Raw genomic sequence first — 15,236 nt, 5'->3', positions numbered from 1 at the left:
TTTATGGTCGGGCTTAGCGGCGAACCACCACCAGCTTTTGGTTCACAAACTCTTTGATGCCGAGATCGGAGAGCTCCCGGCCATAACCGGAACGCTTCACGCCGCCAAACGGCAGTTCAGGCGCGGTATCGGTCAGCCAGTTGATATAGACCATCCCGGTTTCAATGGCGGATGCCATCCGTTTAGCGCGTTCGATATCCTGACTGAACACCGCGCCGCCCAGGCCATAGTGAGAATCGTTGGCAAGCGCAATCGCCTCCTCATCGTTTTTCACCACGTAGATCTGCGCCACCGGGCCAAAGAACTCTTCGAAGTACGCCGGATTGTCGCGGGTAATACCGGTCAGGATAGTGGGTTCAAAGAAGTTGCCGTCTCGCGCCACGGGCTTGCCGCCCAGATGCAGCGTGGCGCCGTTTTTGACCGCCTCGTCAACCTGCTTGCTTAAGGTTTCCAGCGCATCTTTAGAGGAGAGCGGCCCCAGCGTGGTGCTTTCATCCAGCGGATCGCCTATTTTTACCTGGCGAAACGCCTCGCTAAATTTCGTCAGAAACGACTCAGCGATGTTCTCATGCAGGATAAACCGCTTGGCGGCAGTACACACCTGGCCGGCGTTGTTCAGCCGTGCCTGGACGCCGATTTTCACCGCGCGATCGAGGTCGGCATCGTCGAGCACCACAAACACATCGTTGCCGCCGAGTTCCAGGGTCGATTTTTTAATATGCTTCGCCGCCTGCGCCGCCACCACGCTGCCAGCTTTTTCCGACCCGGTCAGCGCCGCGCCCTGCACACGATCGTCGGCGATAATCTTCGCCACCTGATCCTGGGAGATAAACAGATTGGTCCACGCCCCATCTGGTGCGCCGGCCTCGCGCACCAGATGAGCAAAGGTCTCCGCGCAGTGCGGCACAATGCTGGCGTGTTTGGCGATAACCGGGTTCCCGGCCGCCAGGTTTGGCGCCAGGACGCGCATCAGCTGGTAATAGGGGAAGTTCCACGGTTCCACCGCCACTAATACGCCGATGGGATGGTGTTCAACCCAGGCGTCGCCGAGTTCGGTGGGATATTTCACCGGCGCCAGCATCGATTTGGCGTTATCGGCGTAATAGCGGGCGATTTGCGCGCACAGTTTCACTTCGCCGCGGCTCTGCTTAATGAGTTTCCCCATCTCCTCGCTGGCGATTTTCGCCAGATCTTCCGCCCGGCTGTCGATCAGATCCGCCAGCTTATGCAGCACCGCCAGACGCGGTTCAATATCGCCTTTCGCCCAGGCAGAATGATAGAGCGCATCCGCCTGCCGCAGCGCCGCCTCCACGTCCGCATCGCTGTGCGCCGGGTACGTTTTAATAAGCTGATTGTTCGCAGGATTCACCGTCTGATAGGCCATATCGCATGTCTCCTTGTTATCGCTATTAAGGCAGTCAAAAATGCCGTTAAGGATATTAAGGGTAGTCGAGATGGCTGGCGATGCGGGTAAAGTTAGGTATATCCGGAATATTCCATAACGGTGGCTAACCGGGGCGACCGTCAGGCCGCCCCGGCGTTATCAATGCGCCAGCGCGGCGATCTCATCGGCGGTCAGGCCGGTGATTTTCACCACCGTCTCGCGGGCAATGCCGTCGGCCAGCATCCTCTGGGCAATGCGCAGCGCCTCGGCATGCTGTCCCTCCTGCCGGCCTTCCCGTTTGCCTTTTCTGCGGCCCACTTCCTGTATTCGTTCGGCGATGGTCATCAATCTCTCCCTGTGCTGAGGAACCCGTTGCGCCACTTCCTGGATAAACCGGCCAAAGCGACGCGCGTTGCCAGTCTGCAGTAGATAATTAAACAGCGTTTTTATCTGCCTGTCATTAGCGTCACCGCTAAGTAAAATCGTCGTCAGCTGCTCAACAATCGCCATTAAATCGCGCTGGCGAATATGCTTCTGTATCAGCTCGAGTAATGCCACCCGCCGGTGACGAACGATCTCATCGTCGGGGATCACCGTGATATCCACCAGCGGAAAGGGCGAGGCATAAAGCTCCCTCGCCAGCGGTGGATCGGCAAAGCAGTCCAGCCAGCTGAGCGACCACGGGTATGGCGTGGTCGCTCCGTGATAGAACAGCATCGGCACCACCAGCGGCAGTCTGGTATGACCGTTATCCAGATGGCGCTGCATCGCGGCGATGGCGTAGCGCATCAGGCGAAAAGCCATTTGCACACCCGGTGAACTCTGATGTTCGATAACCACATAAATGTATCCCTTGCCAGACGCGGTTTTGAGTGACCACAGCACATCGGAGTACCAGGCCCGCAGGCTCTCCTCGATAAAGCTTGCCGACTCCAGCTGTAAGGTATCGAGGTCGCAGCGCTGACGCAGCGCAGGCGGTAGATGGATCGCCAGGAAATCACGCGCGATGTCGGCCTGAGTGAGAAACTGTTTAAACACCGCATCATGCGGCGTCGAGGTGGTGCCCTTTGCCATCGACTCATCCCTGCCTGCTTATCCTGCAGGGACTCTACCTCCCATGAATGTCGCTGACACCCCGGAAACCGGGATTTTACATTCCGCGACGAAAACATATTTCCCCGGACTGCAAGCGTGACATCCTTTTTCGACGCGGTACGCAAATCCCGGCGGGCGACAGCCTCGGCGCAGCATGCTATAAACGATTTATCCCCTCAGCAAAGGTCGATGCGGTGAACCATACCCGAGATATTCCCCAAACCTTCTGGCGAGACGATCGCCTGCCGTGGCTGGAGCTGCGCAGCACCTGGGGCAGCCGTCAGGCCTATAAGCGCCACAGCCACCCGCAGCTCTCGGTGGGGGCGATTATCGACGGTGAAACGCGCTGCCTGTGCAATGGTCAGGAATATCTCCTGCAGCCCGGAGATCTGATCGTGATCCCGCCGCACGCGCCGCATAGCTGTAATCCGCTGCGTGACCGGCCGCGCAGCTATCATATGCTGTACCTGGAGGCGGCATGGTGCCATGCGCAGCGTCCAGATATTCCCCCTGGCGCCAGTATCACCTCGCCGCAGCCGCTGCTGCGCGACAGCCCTCTCTTTGCCTGCTTCCAGCAGATTGTCGCCCTGATGAGCCGCGGCCGCATTGAGCAACTGCCCGCCCGGCTGGCGCAGCTCCTGCACGCGCTGCCGCTGTGCGCCGCCGCGCCGCAGGCGCCACATCACGCCAGCGCCCTGCTGTTTCAGCGCCTGGCGACAGATCTGCCGGCGCCGCCATCGCTGGATAAGCTGGCCCACGACAGCGCGCTACGTAAAGAGACCGTTATCCGCGCCGTGAAACAGGATACCGGCCTGACGCCCGCCAGTTTGATCAATATGGCGCGCATTGAATATGCGAAAACACGCTTACGTGCCGGGGACCCTATTGCCGACGTCGGCTATCAGGCCGGCTTTGCCGATCAGAGCCATTTCCATAAAACCTTCGTCAGTTATACCGCCGCCACGCCGCGGCAGTATGCGCAAAGCCGATCAATTTCCGACAATAAGTAATTTTCCACCTGGCGTAGGGTGGCCTCAGCACCATTATCGAGGCCACTATGAATACCTTATCGACTCTCTTCCCCGCCGCCTTCCCGGCGTTAGCCCTGTCCCACTTTGTCGCCCTGCTCAGCCCGGGCCCCGATTTTTTTCTGCTGGTCGGTTACGCTGTACGCTACCGGATCCGCGGCAGCCTCGGACTGTGTCTCGGCATCGCCGCCGGGAATGCGTTGTATATTGTCCTGGCCATCGTTGGCTGGGGGCTTCTGCGCCAGGCGCCGCTGCTGTTTTTGCTCATCGAGCTGCTGGGCGCAGGCTATTTACTGTGGATTGGCAGCCTGCTGATTCGCAGCCGTCCCGCGGCGCTGGCGGTGGAGAGCGTTCGCGCATCGTGTCCGGGGTTCGGCAAGCAGCTGCTGCTGGGGCTGGGGTCATCGCTGCTCAACCCGAAGAACGCGCTGTTTTATCTGGCGCTGATGACCTCCCTGCTGGGGCCGGCGGTTACCTTGCTGCAGCAAACGGTAAGTGGCCTGTGGATGGTCAGCGTGGTGTTCTTCTGGGATTTACTGCTGGTGAGCGCGATTGCGCTGCCGCAGGTGCAGCACCGCCTGAGCGCCATCGTCTGGCGGGTCGAGCGGGCGGCGGGGGCGATTCTGATGATGTTCGGTCTGTGGATTATCTGGCGATTTTTGCACGACCTCGCCGTCAGGTTATATGCTTAAGTTTATGGAAAAACTCGCTGAACTGAAACGCGCCAAACTGCTGGCGCTGTCGCTGCTGCTGATCGCCGCCGCGCTATTTATCACCACCCTGCTGCTGCCGCCGACGCCATGGGTCAGCGCGCTGAAGGCCATTTCCGAAGCGGCGATGGTCGGGGCGCTGGCCGACTGGTTTGCGGTGGTGGCCCTGTTTCGTCGTATTCCGCTGCCCTTTGTCGCCCGCCATACCGCGATTATCCCGCGCAACAAAGATCGCATCGCCGACAACCTCGGCCGCTTTGTGGAAGAGAAGTTCCTCGATACCCCGTCGCTGGTGGCGCTGATCCGCCGCTATCAACCAGCTCTGATGCTCGGCAACTGGTTCAGCCAGCCGGAGAACGCCCGGCGGGTCGGCCAGCACCTGCTGCAGGTGATGAGCGGTTTTCTCGAACTGACCGATGACGCCCGCATTCAGCGCCTGCTGCGGCGCGCGGTGCATAAGGCGATCGATAAGGTCGACCTGACGCAGACCAGCGCCATGATGCTGGAGGGGCTGACCCGCGACAACCGCCATCAAAAGCTGCTGGATTCGCTGATAAATCAGCTGATCGCCCTGCTGCAGCGCGACAGCTCCCGCGCCTTTATCGCCCGCGGCATCGTACGCTGGCTGGAGACCGAACACCCGCTGAAGGCCAGGCTCTTACCCACCGAGTGGCTCGGCGAGCACAGCGCCGAGATGGTCACCGACGCCGTGAATACCCTGCTGGACGAGGTCACTCACGATCGCACCCACCAGATCCGCCAGACCTTTGACCGCGCGACGCAAAAGCTAATCGATAACCTGAAATCCGACCCGGAACTGGCGCAGAAGGCCGATAACATCAAAGCCTGGCTGAAAAATGATGAGACCTTCAACCGCTATCTTGGCGAAGTGTGGGGCGACCTGCGCGGTTGGGTAAAAAACGATATCAGCAGCGACGACTCGCGTATCAAGCAGCGCATCGCCGAGGCTGGCCAGTGGTTCGGTGAAACCTTACTCCGCGACGACGCGCTGCGCGAATCGCTTAACGAACACCTGGAGCAGGCGGCGCACCGGGTGGCGCCGGAGTTCGCCGCCTTCCTCACTCGGCATATCAGCGACACGGTGAAGAGCTGGGACGCCCGCGATATGTCGCGGCAGATCGAGCTTAATATCGGTAAAGATCTGCAGTTCATCCGCATCAACGGCACCCTGGTGGGGGGAACCATCGGCCTGTTGTTGTGGCTGCTCTCGCAGATCCCGTCGCTGCTGCATCTGCATATTGGTTAGCAATGATACTATCTGAACAATAGCGCTGAAAAATATTCCACAGGGAGGGCGAGATGATGCACCGGATGACCCGCTGGCTAACCCGGCACGCCGCCGCGCTGTTCTTCCCGGCGGCGCTCATTCTGTATGATTTTTCCGCCTATCTCACCACCGACCTGATCCAGCCGGGGATCCTGCACGTGGTGCGGGATTTCAACGCCGATGTGGCGCTGGCTCCAGCCTCGGTGAGCCTGTATATGGCCGGCGGCATGGCGCTGCAGTGGCTGCTGGGGCCGCTCTCTGACCGGATCGGACGGCGTCCGGTACTGCTCACCGGCGCGCTGATTTTCACCCTCGCCTGCCTGGCGACGCTGTTCACCACCTCCATGACCCAGTTCCTGATCGCCCGCTTCGTGCAGGGCACCAGCATCTGCTTTATCGCCACCGTCGGCTACGTCACCGTACAGGAAGCCTTTGAGGAAAAAAGGTCGATCAGGCTGATGGCGGTGATCACCTCCGTCGTGCTGGTGGCGCCGATCGTCGGCCCGCTCTCCGGCGCGGCGCTGATGCATTTTATCCACTGGAAAGCGCTGTTCGGCATTATCGCCGCCATGGGGCTGGTGGCCTGGCTGGGGCTGCTGTTGACCATGCCGGAGACGGTGCGCCGCGGCGATGTGCCGTTCAGCCCCCTGGGCGTGCTGCGCGATTTTCGCAACGTCTTTCGCAACCGCATCTTTTTGCTCGGCGCCGCCACGCTGTCGCTGAGCTATATTCCGCTGATGAGCTGGGTGGCGGTATCGCCGGTGATTTTAATGGACGCCGGCGGGCTGACCACCAGCGAGTTCGCCTGGAGCCAGGTGCCGGTCTTCAGCGCCGTCATCATTGCCAACCTGTCGGTGGCGCGCTGGGTAAAAGATCCCACCCGTCCGCGCTTTGTGCTGAGCGCGGTGCCGGTACAGATGCTCGGCCTGGCCATCCTGATCGTCGGGAATCTGGCCTGGCCGCACGTCTGGCTGTGGTCGGTGCTCGGCACCTGCTTCTACGCCTTTGGCATCGGGCTGATTTTCCCGACGCTGTTCCGCTTTACCCTCTTTTCCAACGACCTGCCGAAAGGCACGGTCTCCGCCTCGCTGAATATCGTGATCCTCAGCGTCAGCGCCTTATCGATTGAAGGCGCGCGCTGGCTGTGGTTCCATGGCGGGAGACTGCCCTTCCACCTGTTGGCGGTGGTCGCGGGGCTCGCCGCCGCCTGCTGCCTCGCCGGACTGTTACGCCACCAGCGTCAGTGTGCGCAAGCGGTCATTGAAGCCCGGCAGTCGTGACCCCTTTTACGGAGAAAGCCCCATCATGAGTGAGATTGAACTCAGCCCGGCGCAGCGCGACCTGCTGCGCGACAGGCTCAGCAAGTACTGCGAAGAGACATTTAACCTCGAACTGGAGCAGTTTGACGCTGAATTTTTTGTCGACTTTATCGCCCAGGAGCTGGGGCCGCTGTTTTACAACGCCGGTATCGAAGAGGCCATCCGCACCCATCTGGCATGGAGCGAGCGGATCCAGGAAGAGATGGATTTAAAGAAGGTCTATTAACGCCGCGCGCAGACGCAGGAGATCAATAAAAGCATACAAATAACAGGGTTATAATGGCGACTCTTTCAGCATCTCCCGTGTACGGGGAAGGAAAACCATGTCGCTTATCACCGATCTACCCGCCATTTTTGACCAGTTCTCGGAAGCTCGCCAGAAGGGCTTTCTCACCGTCATGGATCTTAAAGAACAGAACGTGCCGCTGGTGGGCACCTACTGCACCTTTATGCCTCAGGAGATCGCCATGGCGGCGGGGGCCGTGGTGGTCTCGCTGTGCTCTACCTCCGATGAAACCATCGAGGAAGCGGAAAAAGATCTGCCGCGCAACCTCTGTCCGTTAATCAAAAGCAGCTACGGCTTCGGCAAAACCGATAAATGCCCCTACTTCTATTTCTCTGACCTGGTGGTTGGGGAAACCACCTGCGACGGTAAAAAGAAAATGTACGAGTACATGGCCGAGTTCAAGGCGGTCCACGTGATGCAGTTACCGAACAGCGCCAGCGACGCGGCCTCCCGCGCCCTGTGGAAAGCGGAGATCCTGCGCCTGCAGCAGGTGATTGAGGCGCAGTTTGGCGCGCCGATTAGCGAGGCGGCGCTGCGCGAGGCCATCGTGCTGAAAAACCGCGAACGCCGGGCGCTGGCCCACTTTTATCGTCTCGGGCAGCTCAATCCGCCGGCGCTCAGCGGCGGCGACATCCTGAAAGTGGTGTATGGCGCCACCTTCCGCTTCGACAAAACCGCGCTGATTGACGAGCTCAACGCCATGGCGGAGCGCATCCGTCAGGAGTGGCGGCAGGGTAAACGACTGGCCTCACGCCCGCGCATTCTGATCACCGGCTGCCCGATCGGCGGCGCGGCGGAGAAAGTGGTTCGCGCCATCGAAGAAAACGGCGGCTGGGTGGTGGGCTATGAAAACTGCACCGGCGCGAAGGCTACCGAGCGCTGCGTGGCGGAAGAGGGCGACGTCTACGACGCCTTAACCGATAAATATCTCGCCATCGGCTGCTCCTGTATTTCCCCTAACGATCAGCGCCTGCAGCTGCTGAGCCAGATGGTGGAGGAGTACCAGGCCGACGGGGTAATCGACGTCATCCTGCAGGCCTGCCATACCTATGCCGTGGAATCGCTGGCCATTAAACGCCATCTGCGCCAGCAGCACGACCTTCCTTATATGTCGATTGAAACCGACTATTCGACAGCGGACCTCGGCCAGCTCAGCACCCGCGTCGCCGCCTTTATCGAAATGCTGTAAGGAGCAGGCGTGATCTACACGGTTGGTATTGATTCCGGCTCCACCGCCACGAAAGGCATCCTGCTGGCGGACGGGGTGATTACGCGTCGTTTCCTCTGCCCGACCCCCTTTCGCCCCGCCGACGCCATCCATGAGGCCTGGGAGACGCTGCGCGCTGGCCTCGCGGAAACGCCCTTTTTAACCCTCACCGGCTATGGCCGCCAGCTGGTGGATTTTGCCGATAAACAGGTGACGGAGATTTCCTGTCATGGCCTCGGCGCCCGCCTGCTGGCGCCGGACACCCGCACGGTGATTGATATCGGCGGCCAGGACAGCAAGGTTATCCAGCTGGATGCCGGGGGTAACCTCAGCGACTTTCTGATGAATGACAAATGCGCCGCCGGCACCGGCCGTTTTCTGGAGGTCATTTCACGAACCCTCGGCGCCAGCGTCGAACAGCTGGACGTCATTACCGACGGCGTGGAACCGCACGCCATCACCAGCATGTGTACGGTATTCGCCGAATCGGAAGTCATCAGCCTGCGGTCGGCCGGGGTCGCGCCGGAGGCGATTCTGGCGGGGGTGATTAACGCCATGGCCCGGCGCAGCGCGAACTTTATCGGCCGCTTATCGGCGCAGGGACCGCTGCTGTTTACCGGCGGCGTCAGCCACTGCGCCGCCTTTGCCCGCATGCTGGAAAGCCATGTCGGCATGGCGGTGACAACCCATCCCGACGCCCAGTATGCCGGGGCGATCGGCGCGGCGCTGATCGGCCAGCGTCAGCGGAGGCGCGGATGACAACCTTTCTGTTTTTATTTCATTCCACGGTGGGAGTGGTGCGCACGCGCAAAGCCCTGCAGGCGGCGGGAATGACCTTCGAGGTCAAAGATATTCCCCGCCAGTTACGCAGCGGCTGCGGGCTGTGCATCCTGCTGGAGGGGACGGAAGCCGATGCGCGAAGCTGGATCCTGCCGGAGCTGACGGCGGCGTTGTATCAGCAGGACGGGGAAGCGTGGCGCTGTCTCGCCACCTTCCCATCGGCAGGTTAATCGCTTACCACAAAGCGCGTCGCCGCGAAGCAGTTCAGCAGGCGGTGCATCAGAAAGACTAGGGTCAGCGTCACCACCAGCGAGACCGTCACCGAGGTGATGCGGTACAGATCGCTGAATACCAGATCCTGATAGGGATGCAGATTCTGGCCAAACATAATGCCGATGGTGGTGATGCTGGCGAAGCCCACCCCGGCGCCCACTTTCTCCATCACGTGCAGACGGGCGCTGAAGGCCAGCCCGAGGCCAATCAGCGGCATCATCAGGACCATGTGGTTGCTGAAGTCATAGATAATCAACTGCACCACCAGAATATAGAGACAGGCCAGCACCACCCCCGCCACGCGCCAGATCGAGCTGATCACCGCCCCGCGATAGTGCATCGGGAACAGGATCAGGATCCCGGCCATCAGCGCTGACAGCGAGTCGCTGAGATCGCAGATCTGAAACACCACGAAGATGATCGTCGCCACCGTGCCGGAGAGCAGCGACTCGTGGCGGATGCGGGCGGCGTCTTTTTCAAGGCGCGGCGGCGGCTTGCGCGGCTCGACGTCCGGGATCAGGTAATGCAGCAGCGCGCTTAGCGCCACCGCCAGCACGCACGCTTCCATGTTGGAGAACATCAGGGTGTGCCAGTTGCTGGTCGGGTAGCTCATAAAGTTGAGCATCGTGCTCTGACACACCACCCCCATCGACCCCAGCAGAAACAGCGGCCCCTGGCTCATAAAGCGAAAACGCATCACATACAAGGCGAACACCACCAGCGTCATGATCACCGGCCACTGCGACAGATAGCCAACGATCAATACCATTTCGACGCAGTTCACCGCCGCGCTGAATACAAACTGGCGGGCGACATGGCGGTTGAACACCGGCACCAGCGACATCAGCATCAGCGGATAAACCACAAAAAATACGCCGTACTGCACGTCGTAGAAGGTGGAGATGCTGAGGGCAATGGTCCCGGCCACGGCGATACGCACCGTCTGGCGAAAATCATTCGCCGTGTAGACGATATTGCCGTGCGGGGTAAAGACGTGCGCCAGGGTATTAATAGACATAGTGCAACCAGCTCACCAGATGGATCTGCAGGCCGGCGAAGGTGCGGGCGAAAGGTCCCTCGCTATTGTACAGCTGCACCGTGGCGCGGGCGCCGGTCGGCAGCGGTTTCTCCAGCGGCTGATCCAGCGCGACGTGAATGCGCATTCGCTGGGCGTCGCGCACCCAGCGGGTGGACTGTTCCGGCTGCGACAGCTGACCGTTAACTGCCTCCTGCCCCGCCAGAATCCCGGCATCGCTGCTGGTGACGTGCGCCGGGAAAACTTCCCCCGGCAGGGCGTCAAAGACCACCGCCGCATCGGTGTTTACCGCGGTGTGGCGCAGACTCTTCTCACGGAAGTCAGCGACGATATCGGTATTGTTGTTGACCAGCGCCAGCACGGCCGTCGCCGCGGTGGCGTAGATCCCCGGGTTAAGCTGCAGGTTGCTGACCATGCCGTCAGTTTCCGCACGCACTTTGGTCCAGGCCAGGTTCAGCTGCGCCTCCTCCAGCGCGTTGCGGTATTTCTGCAGGGTGACGTTGCGCTTATCGTCGCGCTCGCCGCGCTGGATCAGCAGGTTCTGGATCTGCGCGTTCAGCGCCGAGACCGACTGCTCGCTGGTCTGCCAGGTGGTCCGCACCTTGTCGAGATCGGACTGCGAGACGTTCTGCATGGTGCTCAGGCGCTGATAGCGATCGAGCGTGACCTTATCGTTACGGGCGGTGTACTGCGCGGTGCGCAGGTTGGCGCGGGCGGCGGCGATTTGCGCGTCCAGCTGCTGGTTGCTCAGCTTCGCCTGTTCAAGGGCGATCTGTGCCGCTTCAACTTTATTAATGAATGGCGTTGGGTCGAGCTCATACAGCAGGTCGCCCTTTTTCACCTGGCTATTGTTATGCACGTAGACGTGCGAGACATAGCCGGAGACCCGCGACGAAACTGGGGTCACCACGCGCATGACGGTGGAGTCCGGCGTCAGCGGGATCCAGATATCGGCAACGATAAACCAGGCGAATATTCCCAGAAAAGCGGCAATACTCACCCGTACCCAGCGGGCAAATTTTTGTTCAGGCGTCATCATAGTGTGTTAGATCTTGTTATCTTCTTCGCGGATAGTCCGCAAACGGCAGGCGATTTGATTTAACGTGGCGCTGAAGGTGGCGAGGTCGGCCTCCGGGATGGTCTGGGTTACGCGCTCCTGATAGGTCTCGATCACGCGGCTCAGTTTTTCCAGAATAGCCCGCCCCTCGGCGGTCAGCGTCAGCAGGCGAATGCGTTTGTCATATGGCGATGTGGAACGCAACAGATAGCCCTGCTTTTCCAGTAATGAGAGGGTGCGCGTCAGCGGCGGCAGTTCAATCCCCTGCACCTCCGCCAGTTCGCTGACCGAGACGTTGTCTCCCAGCTGATGCAGCTGCATCAGCACCGTCCAGCTGGACTGGGTGAGTCCCGTATCGGTGATAGCGGAGTCAATAATCGCGCGCCACTGGCGCACCACCATGGCCATCCGCATCCCCAGCGGGCGGCGGGCAAACAGTTCGTCTTCAGTCACAGCTTTTCCTCTCATTGTTGAGAAGAAAATAATACTTATCAGGGTAAGTATCAAGAAACGGAAGGTCGCGTCGCATCAATTGATAAATTTCGTGAATGTTTCCCCGGCGTCGCCAGCGCTTACCGGGGCAAAGAAGAAATGATGTCTGAAAAAAACCGCACTTTTTAATTGATCTGATCCCGACGCAGGCCGATATCTTTCAGCTGTTCGTCGCTCATTTTCTGCAAAGCTCTGCGCGTTTGCTCCCGAAGCCACCATTTTTTGACAAACCGCGTCAGCAGTACGAAACCGATAAATGGCTGTCTTGCCCTGTTCTCGTGAAATTCCATCCTCTACCTCCTCACCTTGCCAGAGGCTTTATCTTCACGGATTTGGGGGTAAGGAATACAGATTCACAAAACACTTTTCTTTAACATACAGATTAGCTAAAACGTACAGCAGACCCCACTTTTTACGGCCATCTGTACTGGTTATTCCATCTGTATGGCGGCAATTAAGGATACACATGACCCGCTATCAACATCTCGCGACGCTGCTGGCCGAACGCATTGAACAGGGCCTGTATCGCCACGGCGAAAAGCTGCCGTCGGTGCGCAGCCTGAGCCAGGAGCACGGCGTCAGCATCAGCACCGTCCAGCAGGCCTATCAGCTGCTTGAGCAGCAGCAGATGATTGTGCCGCAGCCGCGATCGGGCTATTTCGTCGCCCCCCGCAAGGCCCAGCCGCCGGTGCCGCCGATGTCGCGCCCGGTGCAGCGCCCGGTGGAGATCACCCAGTGGGATCAGGTGCTGACCATGCTCGACGCCCGCTACGATAAAACGATCATCCCCTTCGGCGGCGGCTCGCCGGACGTGACGCAGCCAAGCCTGAAGCCCATCTGGCGCGAACTGAGCCGGGCGATCCAGCACAACCTCACTGAGGTGTTGAACTATGACGAACTGGCCGGGCGCCGCGAGCTGCGGGAGCAGATCGCCCGCCTGATGCTCGACGGCGGATCGGTGGTGACTGCCGACGATCTGGTGCTCACCAGCGGCTGCCACAGCGCGCTGTCGCTGGCCCTGCTGTCGGTGTGCCAGCCAGGGGACATCATCGCCGTGGAATCCCCCTGCTACTACGGCACCATGCAGATGCTGCGCGGACTGGGATTAAAGACGATTGAGATCCCCACCGATCCGGAAACCGGGATCAGCATCGAGGCCCTGGAGCTGGCGCTGGATCAGTGGCCGATCAAAGGGGTGATCCTGGTGCCGAACTGCAACAACCCGCTGGGCTTTATCATGCCGGACGCTCGCAAGCGCGCAGTGCTGAACCTGGCCCAGCGCCACGATATCGTTATTTTCGAGGATGATATCTACGGCGAGCTGGCCACCGAGTACCCGCGCCCGCGCACCATTCACTCCTGGGATATCGACGGCCGGGTGATGCTCTGCAGCTCCTTTACCAAAACCATCGCCCCCGGGCTGCGCATCGGCTGGATCGCCCCCGGTCGCTACTACGACAAGCTGCTACAGATGAAGTACGCCGCCAGCGGCACCAACGTCCCCTCCACTCAGCTGGCGGCCTGTAACTTTATTCGCGAAGGCCACTACCACCGTCATGTGCGGCGGATGCGGCAGATCTATCAGCGCAATATGGAGATCTATACCTGCTGGCTACGGGAATTTTTCCCCTGCGGGATCTGCGTCACCCGGCCGAAAGGGGGTTTTATGCTGTGGGTGGAGCTGCCGGAGCAGGTGGATATGGTCTGTGTCGCCAAACAGCTGTGCCGGCTGAAGATCCAGGTCGCGCCGGGGTCGCTGTTTTCCGCGGCGGGCAAGTATCGCAACTGCGTCAGGATCAACTGCGCCCTGCCGCCGACCGAGAAACATAAAGCGGTGATGGTGAAGCTGGGAGAAGCGGTGAAGGTGGCAATGGAATGAATTTAACCTGTTCTCCCCGGTGGCGCTGTGCTTACCGGGGCGACGGGTTACCTCGCGTCCGCAAATCAGCTTCACTGGTCAAAAAATACCATCCCCTTATACGGCTGTTCACGGCAGGCGGCCAGACGCTGGGCGAGATTGCCGACGTGCAGCTCCAGCTTATGGCCGTCGGGGTCGAGGAAATAGTGCGAGGCGCCTTCGCTGCGGTTCAGCTTCCAGACCGCCACGCCGGCAACCTCAAGACGAGCGGCGAAGCAGGCGAAATCGGCTTCGCTGATGCTAAACGCATAATGGGTGTAATCGCTCTCCTCCGGCGGGGTGATGCGCCGCTGCGGATCCAGCGACAGGCATAGCCACAGATCGCCGCAGGAGAGATAGGCGCCGCTCTCCCAGCGGGCGTGCAGCGTCATACCCAGCAGCTGCTGATAAAACGCCACGCTCGGCGCCAGCTGGCTGACCGCCAGGGTCAGGTGATTCAGTCCGCTCAGCATGTCTGTTCCTCCAGTGAATTCACAATGAACTGGCGCAGCCATTGATGCGCCGGGTCGCGGTGCCAGCGCTCGTGCCACAGCATCAGCATCTCAAAGCCGGCGACCGCCAGCGGCGGCTCGACGACCGCCAGCCCGCTCTGCCCGCGCACCAGCCGCTCCGGCAGCATCGCCACCAAATCGCTGTTGCGCAGGGTCTCAAGCATAAACAGGAAATGTGGCACGGAAAGGACAACCCGCCGCGCCAGGCCAAGATTCGCCAGCGCGGTATCGGTCGCCGCGCTGAAGCCGCCCCCGTCCGGGGAGACGATCGCTTGCTCCAGCTGACAGAACGTTTCCAGACTCAACCCTTGCCGCAGCGCCGGATGCTCCGCCCGGCCTGCCAGCACGTAGCGTTCGCGAAACAGCAGGCGCTGATGCAGCCCCGGCGGCGCGCCCTCGCGGGTATGGAAGCAGAGATCCACTTCATCGCTGGCCGCCTGCTGCTCCAGACGCGCCGGCTGGAGCTCGAACACCGCCAGCCGACTGCCGGGAGAGGCCAGCCGTAGCCTGCCCAGCATCGGCAGGAGGATCGCCGAGGCCATATAGTCCGTCGCTGCCACCCGCCAGGTCTCCGCCGCCGTCGCCGGATCAAAAGGGCTGACCGGCGCCACCGCCTGCTCCAGCGCGGCTAACGCGGCGCGCAGCGGCTGGCGAAGCTCATCGGCGCGGGCGGTGGGCTGCATGCCGCGCGGGCCCGGCATCAACAGCGGGTCGGCAAACATCTCCCGTAACCTGGCGAGCTGAATACTCACCGACGGCTGCGACAGATTCAGCCGCTGCGCCGCCCGGGTGACGTTGTTTTCACTGAGCAGCACGTCGAGCGTGCGCAGCAGATTGAGATCCAGACGATGTAAATTAATCACAGCTATACC

17 protein-coding genes are annotated in these 15,236 nt (G+C 60.6%); 9 read left to right on the top strand and 8 right to left on the bottom strand.

Annotated elements, in window-relative coordinates; genetic code table 11:
* Positions 1-13: 13 nt before the first annotated feature.
* Both ACOI7D_RS15060 and ACOI7D_RS15055 read right to left on the bottom strand, forming a co-directional pair.
* The gene (locus tag ACOI7D_RS15060) at positions 14-1,384 is read right to left on the bottom strand and encodes an NAD-dependent succinate-semialdehyde dehydrogenase (RefSeq protein WP_048296596.1); all 1,371 of its coding nucleotides are present in this window, start codon (positions 1,382-1,384) and stop codon (positions 14-16) included.
* A 159-nt stretch (positions 1,385-1,543) separates the two neighbouring features.
* Positions 1,544-2,458: an Rpn family recombination-promoting nuclease/putative transposase gene (locus ACOI7D_RS15055; RefSeq protein WP_109546682.1), complete on the bottom strand. Its 915-nt coding sequence runs from the start codon at positions 2,456-2,458 to the stop codon at positions 1,544-1,546.
* Positions 2,459-2,673: 215 nt separating this feature from the next.
* Here ACOI7D_RS15055 and ACOI7D_RS15050 point away from each other — a divergent pair, with 215 nt between their 5' ends.
* From ACOI7D_RS15050 to ACOI7D_RS15015, 8 genes are all read left to right on the top strand, one after another.
* Positions 2,674-3,489: an AraC family transcriptional regulator gene (locus ACOI7D_RS15050; protein WP_023291839.1), complete on the top strand. Its 816-nt coding sequence runs from the start codon at positions 2,674-2,676 to the stop codon at positions 3,487-3,489.
* Between the two features lie 47 nt (positions 3,490-3,536).
* Positions 3,537-4,199 (top strand): LysE family translocator, encoded by a 663-nt coding sequence (locus ACOI7D_RS15045; protein WP_023291838.1) that lies wholly within the window; start codon positions 3,537-3,539, stop codon positions 4,197-4,199.
* Complete coding sequence (locus ACOI7D_RS15040) at positions 4,192-5,484, top strand: DUF445 domain-containing protein (protein WP_023291837.1); 1,293 nt, start codon at positions 4,192-4,194, stop codon at positions 5,482-5,484. Before ACOI7D_RS15045 ends, ACOI7D_RS15040 begins: the two co-directional genes overlap by 8 nt.
* A gap of 53 nt (positions 5,485-5,537) precedes the next feature.
* Positions 5,538-6,785, top strand: a complete 1,248-nt coding sequence (gene mdtM, locus ACOI7D_RS15035; RefSeq protein ID WP_023291836.1) for a multidrug efflux MFS transporter MdtM — start codon at positions 5,538-5,540, stop codon at positions 6,783-6,785.
* A gap of 25 nt (positions 6,786-6,810) precedes the next feature.
* The gene (locus tag ACOI7D_RS15030; protein ID WP_004204157.1) at positions 6,811-7,050 is read left to right on the top strand and encodes a DUF2164 domain-containing protein; all 240 of its coding nucleotides are present in this window, start codon (positions 6,811-6,813) and stop codon (positions 7,048-7,050) included.
* A gap of 97 nt (positions 7,051-7,147) precedes the next feature.
* Complete coding sequence (locus tag ACOI7D_RS15025) at positions 7,148-8,299, top strand: double-cubane-cluster-containing anaerobic reductase (protein WP_109546683.1); 1,152 nt, start codon at positions 7,148-7,150, stop codon at positions 8,297-8,299.
* A gap of 9 nt (positions 8,300-8,308) precedes the next feature.
* Positions 8,309-9,076, top strand: coding sequence for a putative 2-hydroxyacyl-CoA dehydratase activator YjiL (yjiL, locus tag ACOI7D_RS15020; RefSeq protein ID WP_023291834.1), 768 nt, complete (start codon positions 8,309-8,311; stop codon positions 9,074-9,076).
* Complete coding sequence (locus ACOI7D_RS15015) at positions 9,073-9,327, top strand: DUF3343 domain-containing protein (RefSeq protein ID WP_044525274.1); 255 nt, start codon at positions 9,073-9,075, stop codon at positions 9,325-9,327. Before yjiL ends, ACOI7D_RS15015 begins: the two co-directional genes overlap by 4 nt.
* On the opposite strand, the gene ACOI7D_RS15010 is transcribed toward ACOI7D_RS15015, so the two are convergent.
* From ACOI7D_RS15010 to ACOI7D_RS14995, 4 genes are all read right to left on the bottom strand, one after another.
* Positions 9,324-10,388, bottom strand: coding sequence for a DUF2955 domain-containing protein (locus ACOI7D_RS15010; RefSeq protein WP_023291832.1), 1,065 nt, complete (start codon positions 10,386-10,388; stop codon positions 9,324-9,326). The two genes, ACOI7D_RS15015 and ACOI7D_RS15010, sit on opposite strands and share 4 nt — an antisense overlap.
* Positions 10,378-11,445 carry an HlyD family secretion protein gene (locus ACOI7D_RS15005; RefSeq protein ID WP_023291831.1) on the bottom strand — a complete coding sequence of 356 codons (1,068 nt, stop codon included), beginning with the start codon at positions 11,443-11,445 and terminating at the stop codon, positions 10,378-10,380. The genes ACOI7D_RS15010 and ACOI7D_RS15005 overlap by 11 nt, the downstream gene beginning before the upstream one ends.
* Before the next feature lie 6 nt (positions 11,446-11,451).
* On the bottom strand, positions 11,452-11,916 hold the full coding sequence (locus tag ACOI7D_RS15000; protein WP_023291830.1) for a MarR family winged helix-turn-helix transcriptional regulator: 465 nt from the start codon (positions 11,914-11,916) through the stop codon (positions 11,452-11,454).
* Between the two features lie 164 nt (positions 11,917-12,080).
* Positions 12,081-12,245, bottom strand: a complete 165-nt coding sequence (locus tag ACOI7D_RS14995; RefSeq protein WP_109546684.1) for a DUF1127 domain-containing protein — start codon at positions 12,243-12,245, stop codon at positions 12,081-12,083.
* 176 nt (positions 12,246-12,421) lie between these two features.
* On the opposite strand from ACOI7D_RS14995, the gene ACOI7D_RS14990 reads away from it, so the two are divergent.
* Positions 12,422-13,834, top strand: a complete 1,413-nt coding sequence (locus ACOI7D_RS14990; protein ID WP_023291829.1) for a PLP-dependent aminotransferase family protein — start codon at positions 12,422-12,424, stop codon at positions 13,832-13,834.
* 71 nt (positions 13,835-13,905) lie between these two features.
* Here the strand turns inward: ACOI7D_RS14990 and fosA are convergent, their stop codons facing one another.
* Both fosA and ACOI7D_RS14980 read right to left on the bottom strand, forming a co-directional pair.
* Entirely contained in the window at positions 13,906-14,325 is a 420-nt protein-coding gene (fosA, locus tag ACOI7D_RS14985; protein WP_048336340.1) for a FosA5 family fosfomycin resistance glutathione transferase, read from the bottom strand.
* Positions 14,319-15,227: a LysR family transcriptional regulator gene (locus ACOI7D_RS14980; protein WP_109546686.1), complete on the bottom strand. Its 909-nt coding sequence runs from the start codon at positions 15,225-15,227 to the stop codon at positions 14,319-14,321. Before ACOI7D_RS14980 ends, fosA begins: the two co-directional genes overlap by 7 nt.
* Positions 15,228-15,236 lie beyond the last annotated feature (9 nt).

The organism is Klebsiella sp. C360 (assembly GCF_048822415.1).
Lineage (GTDB): Bacteria > Pseudomonadota > Gammaproteobacteria > Enterobacterales > Enterobacteriaceae > Klebsiella > Klebsiella quasipneumoniae.
Note: the sequence above shows the minus strand (reverse complement) of the source record. Positions and strands in the feature narration are given on the sequence as shown.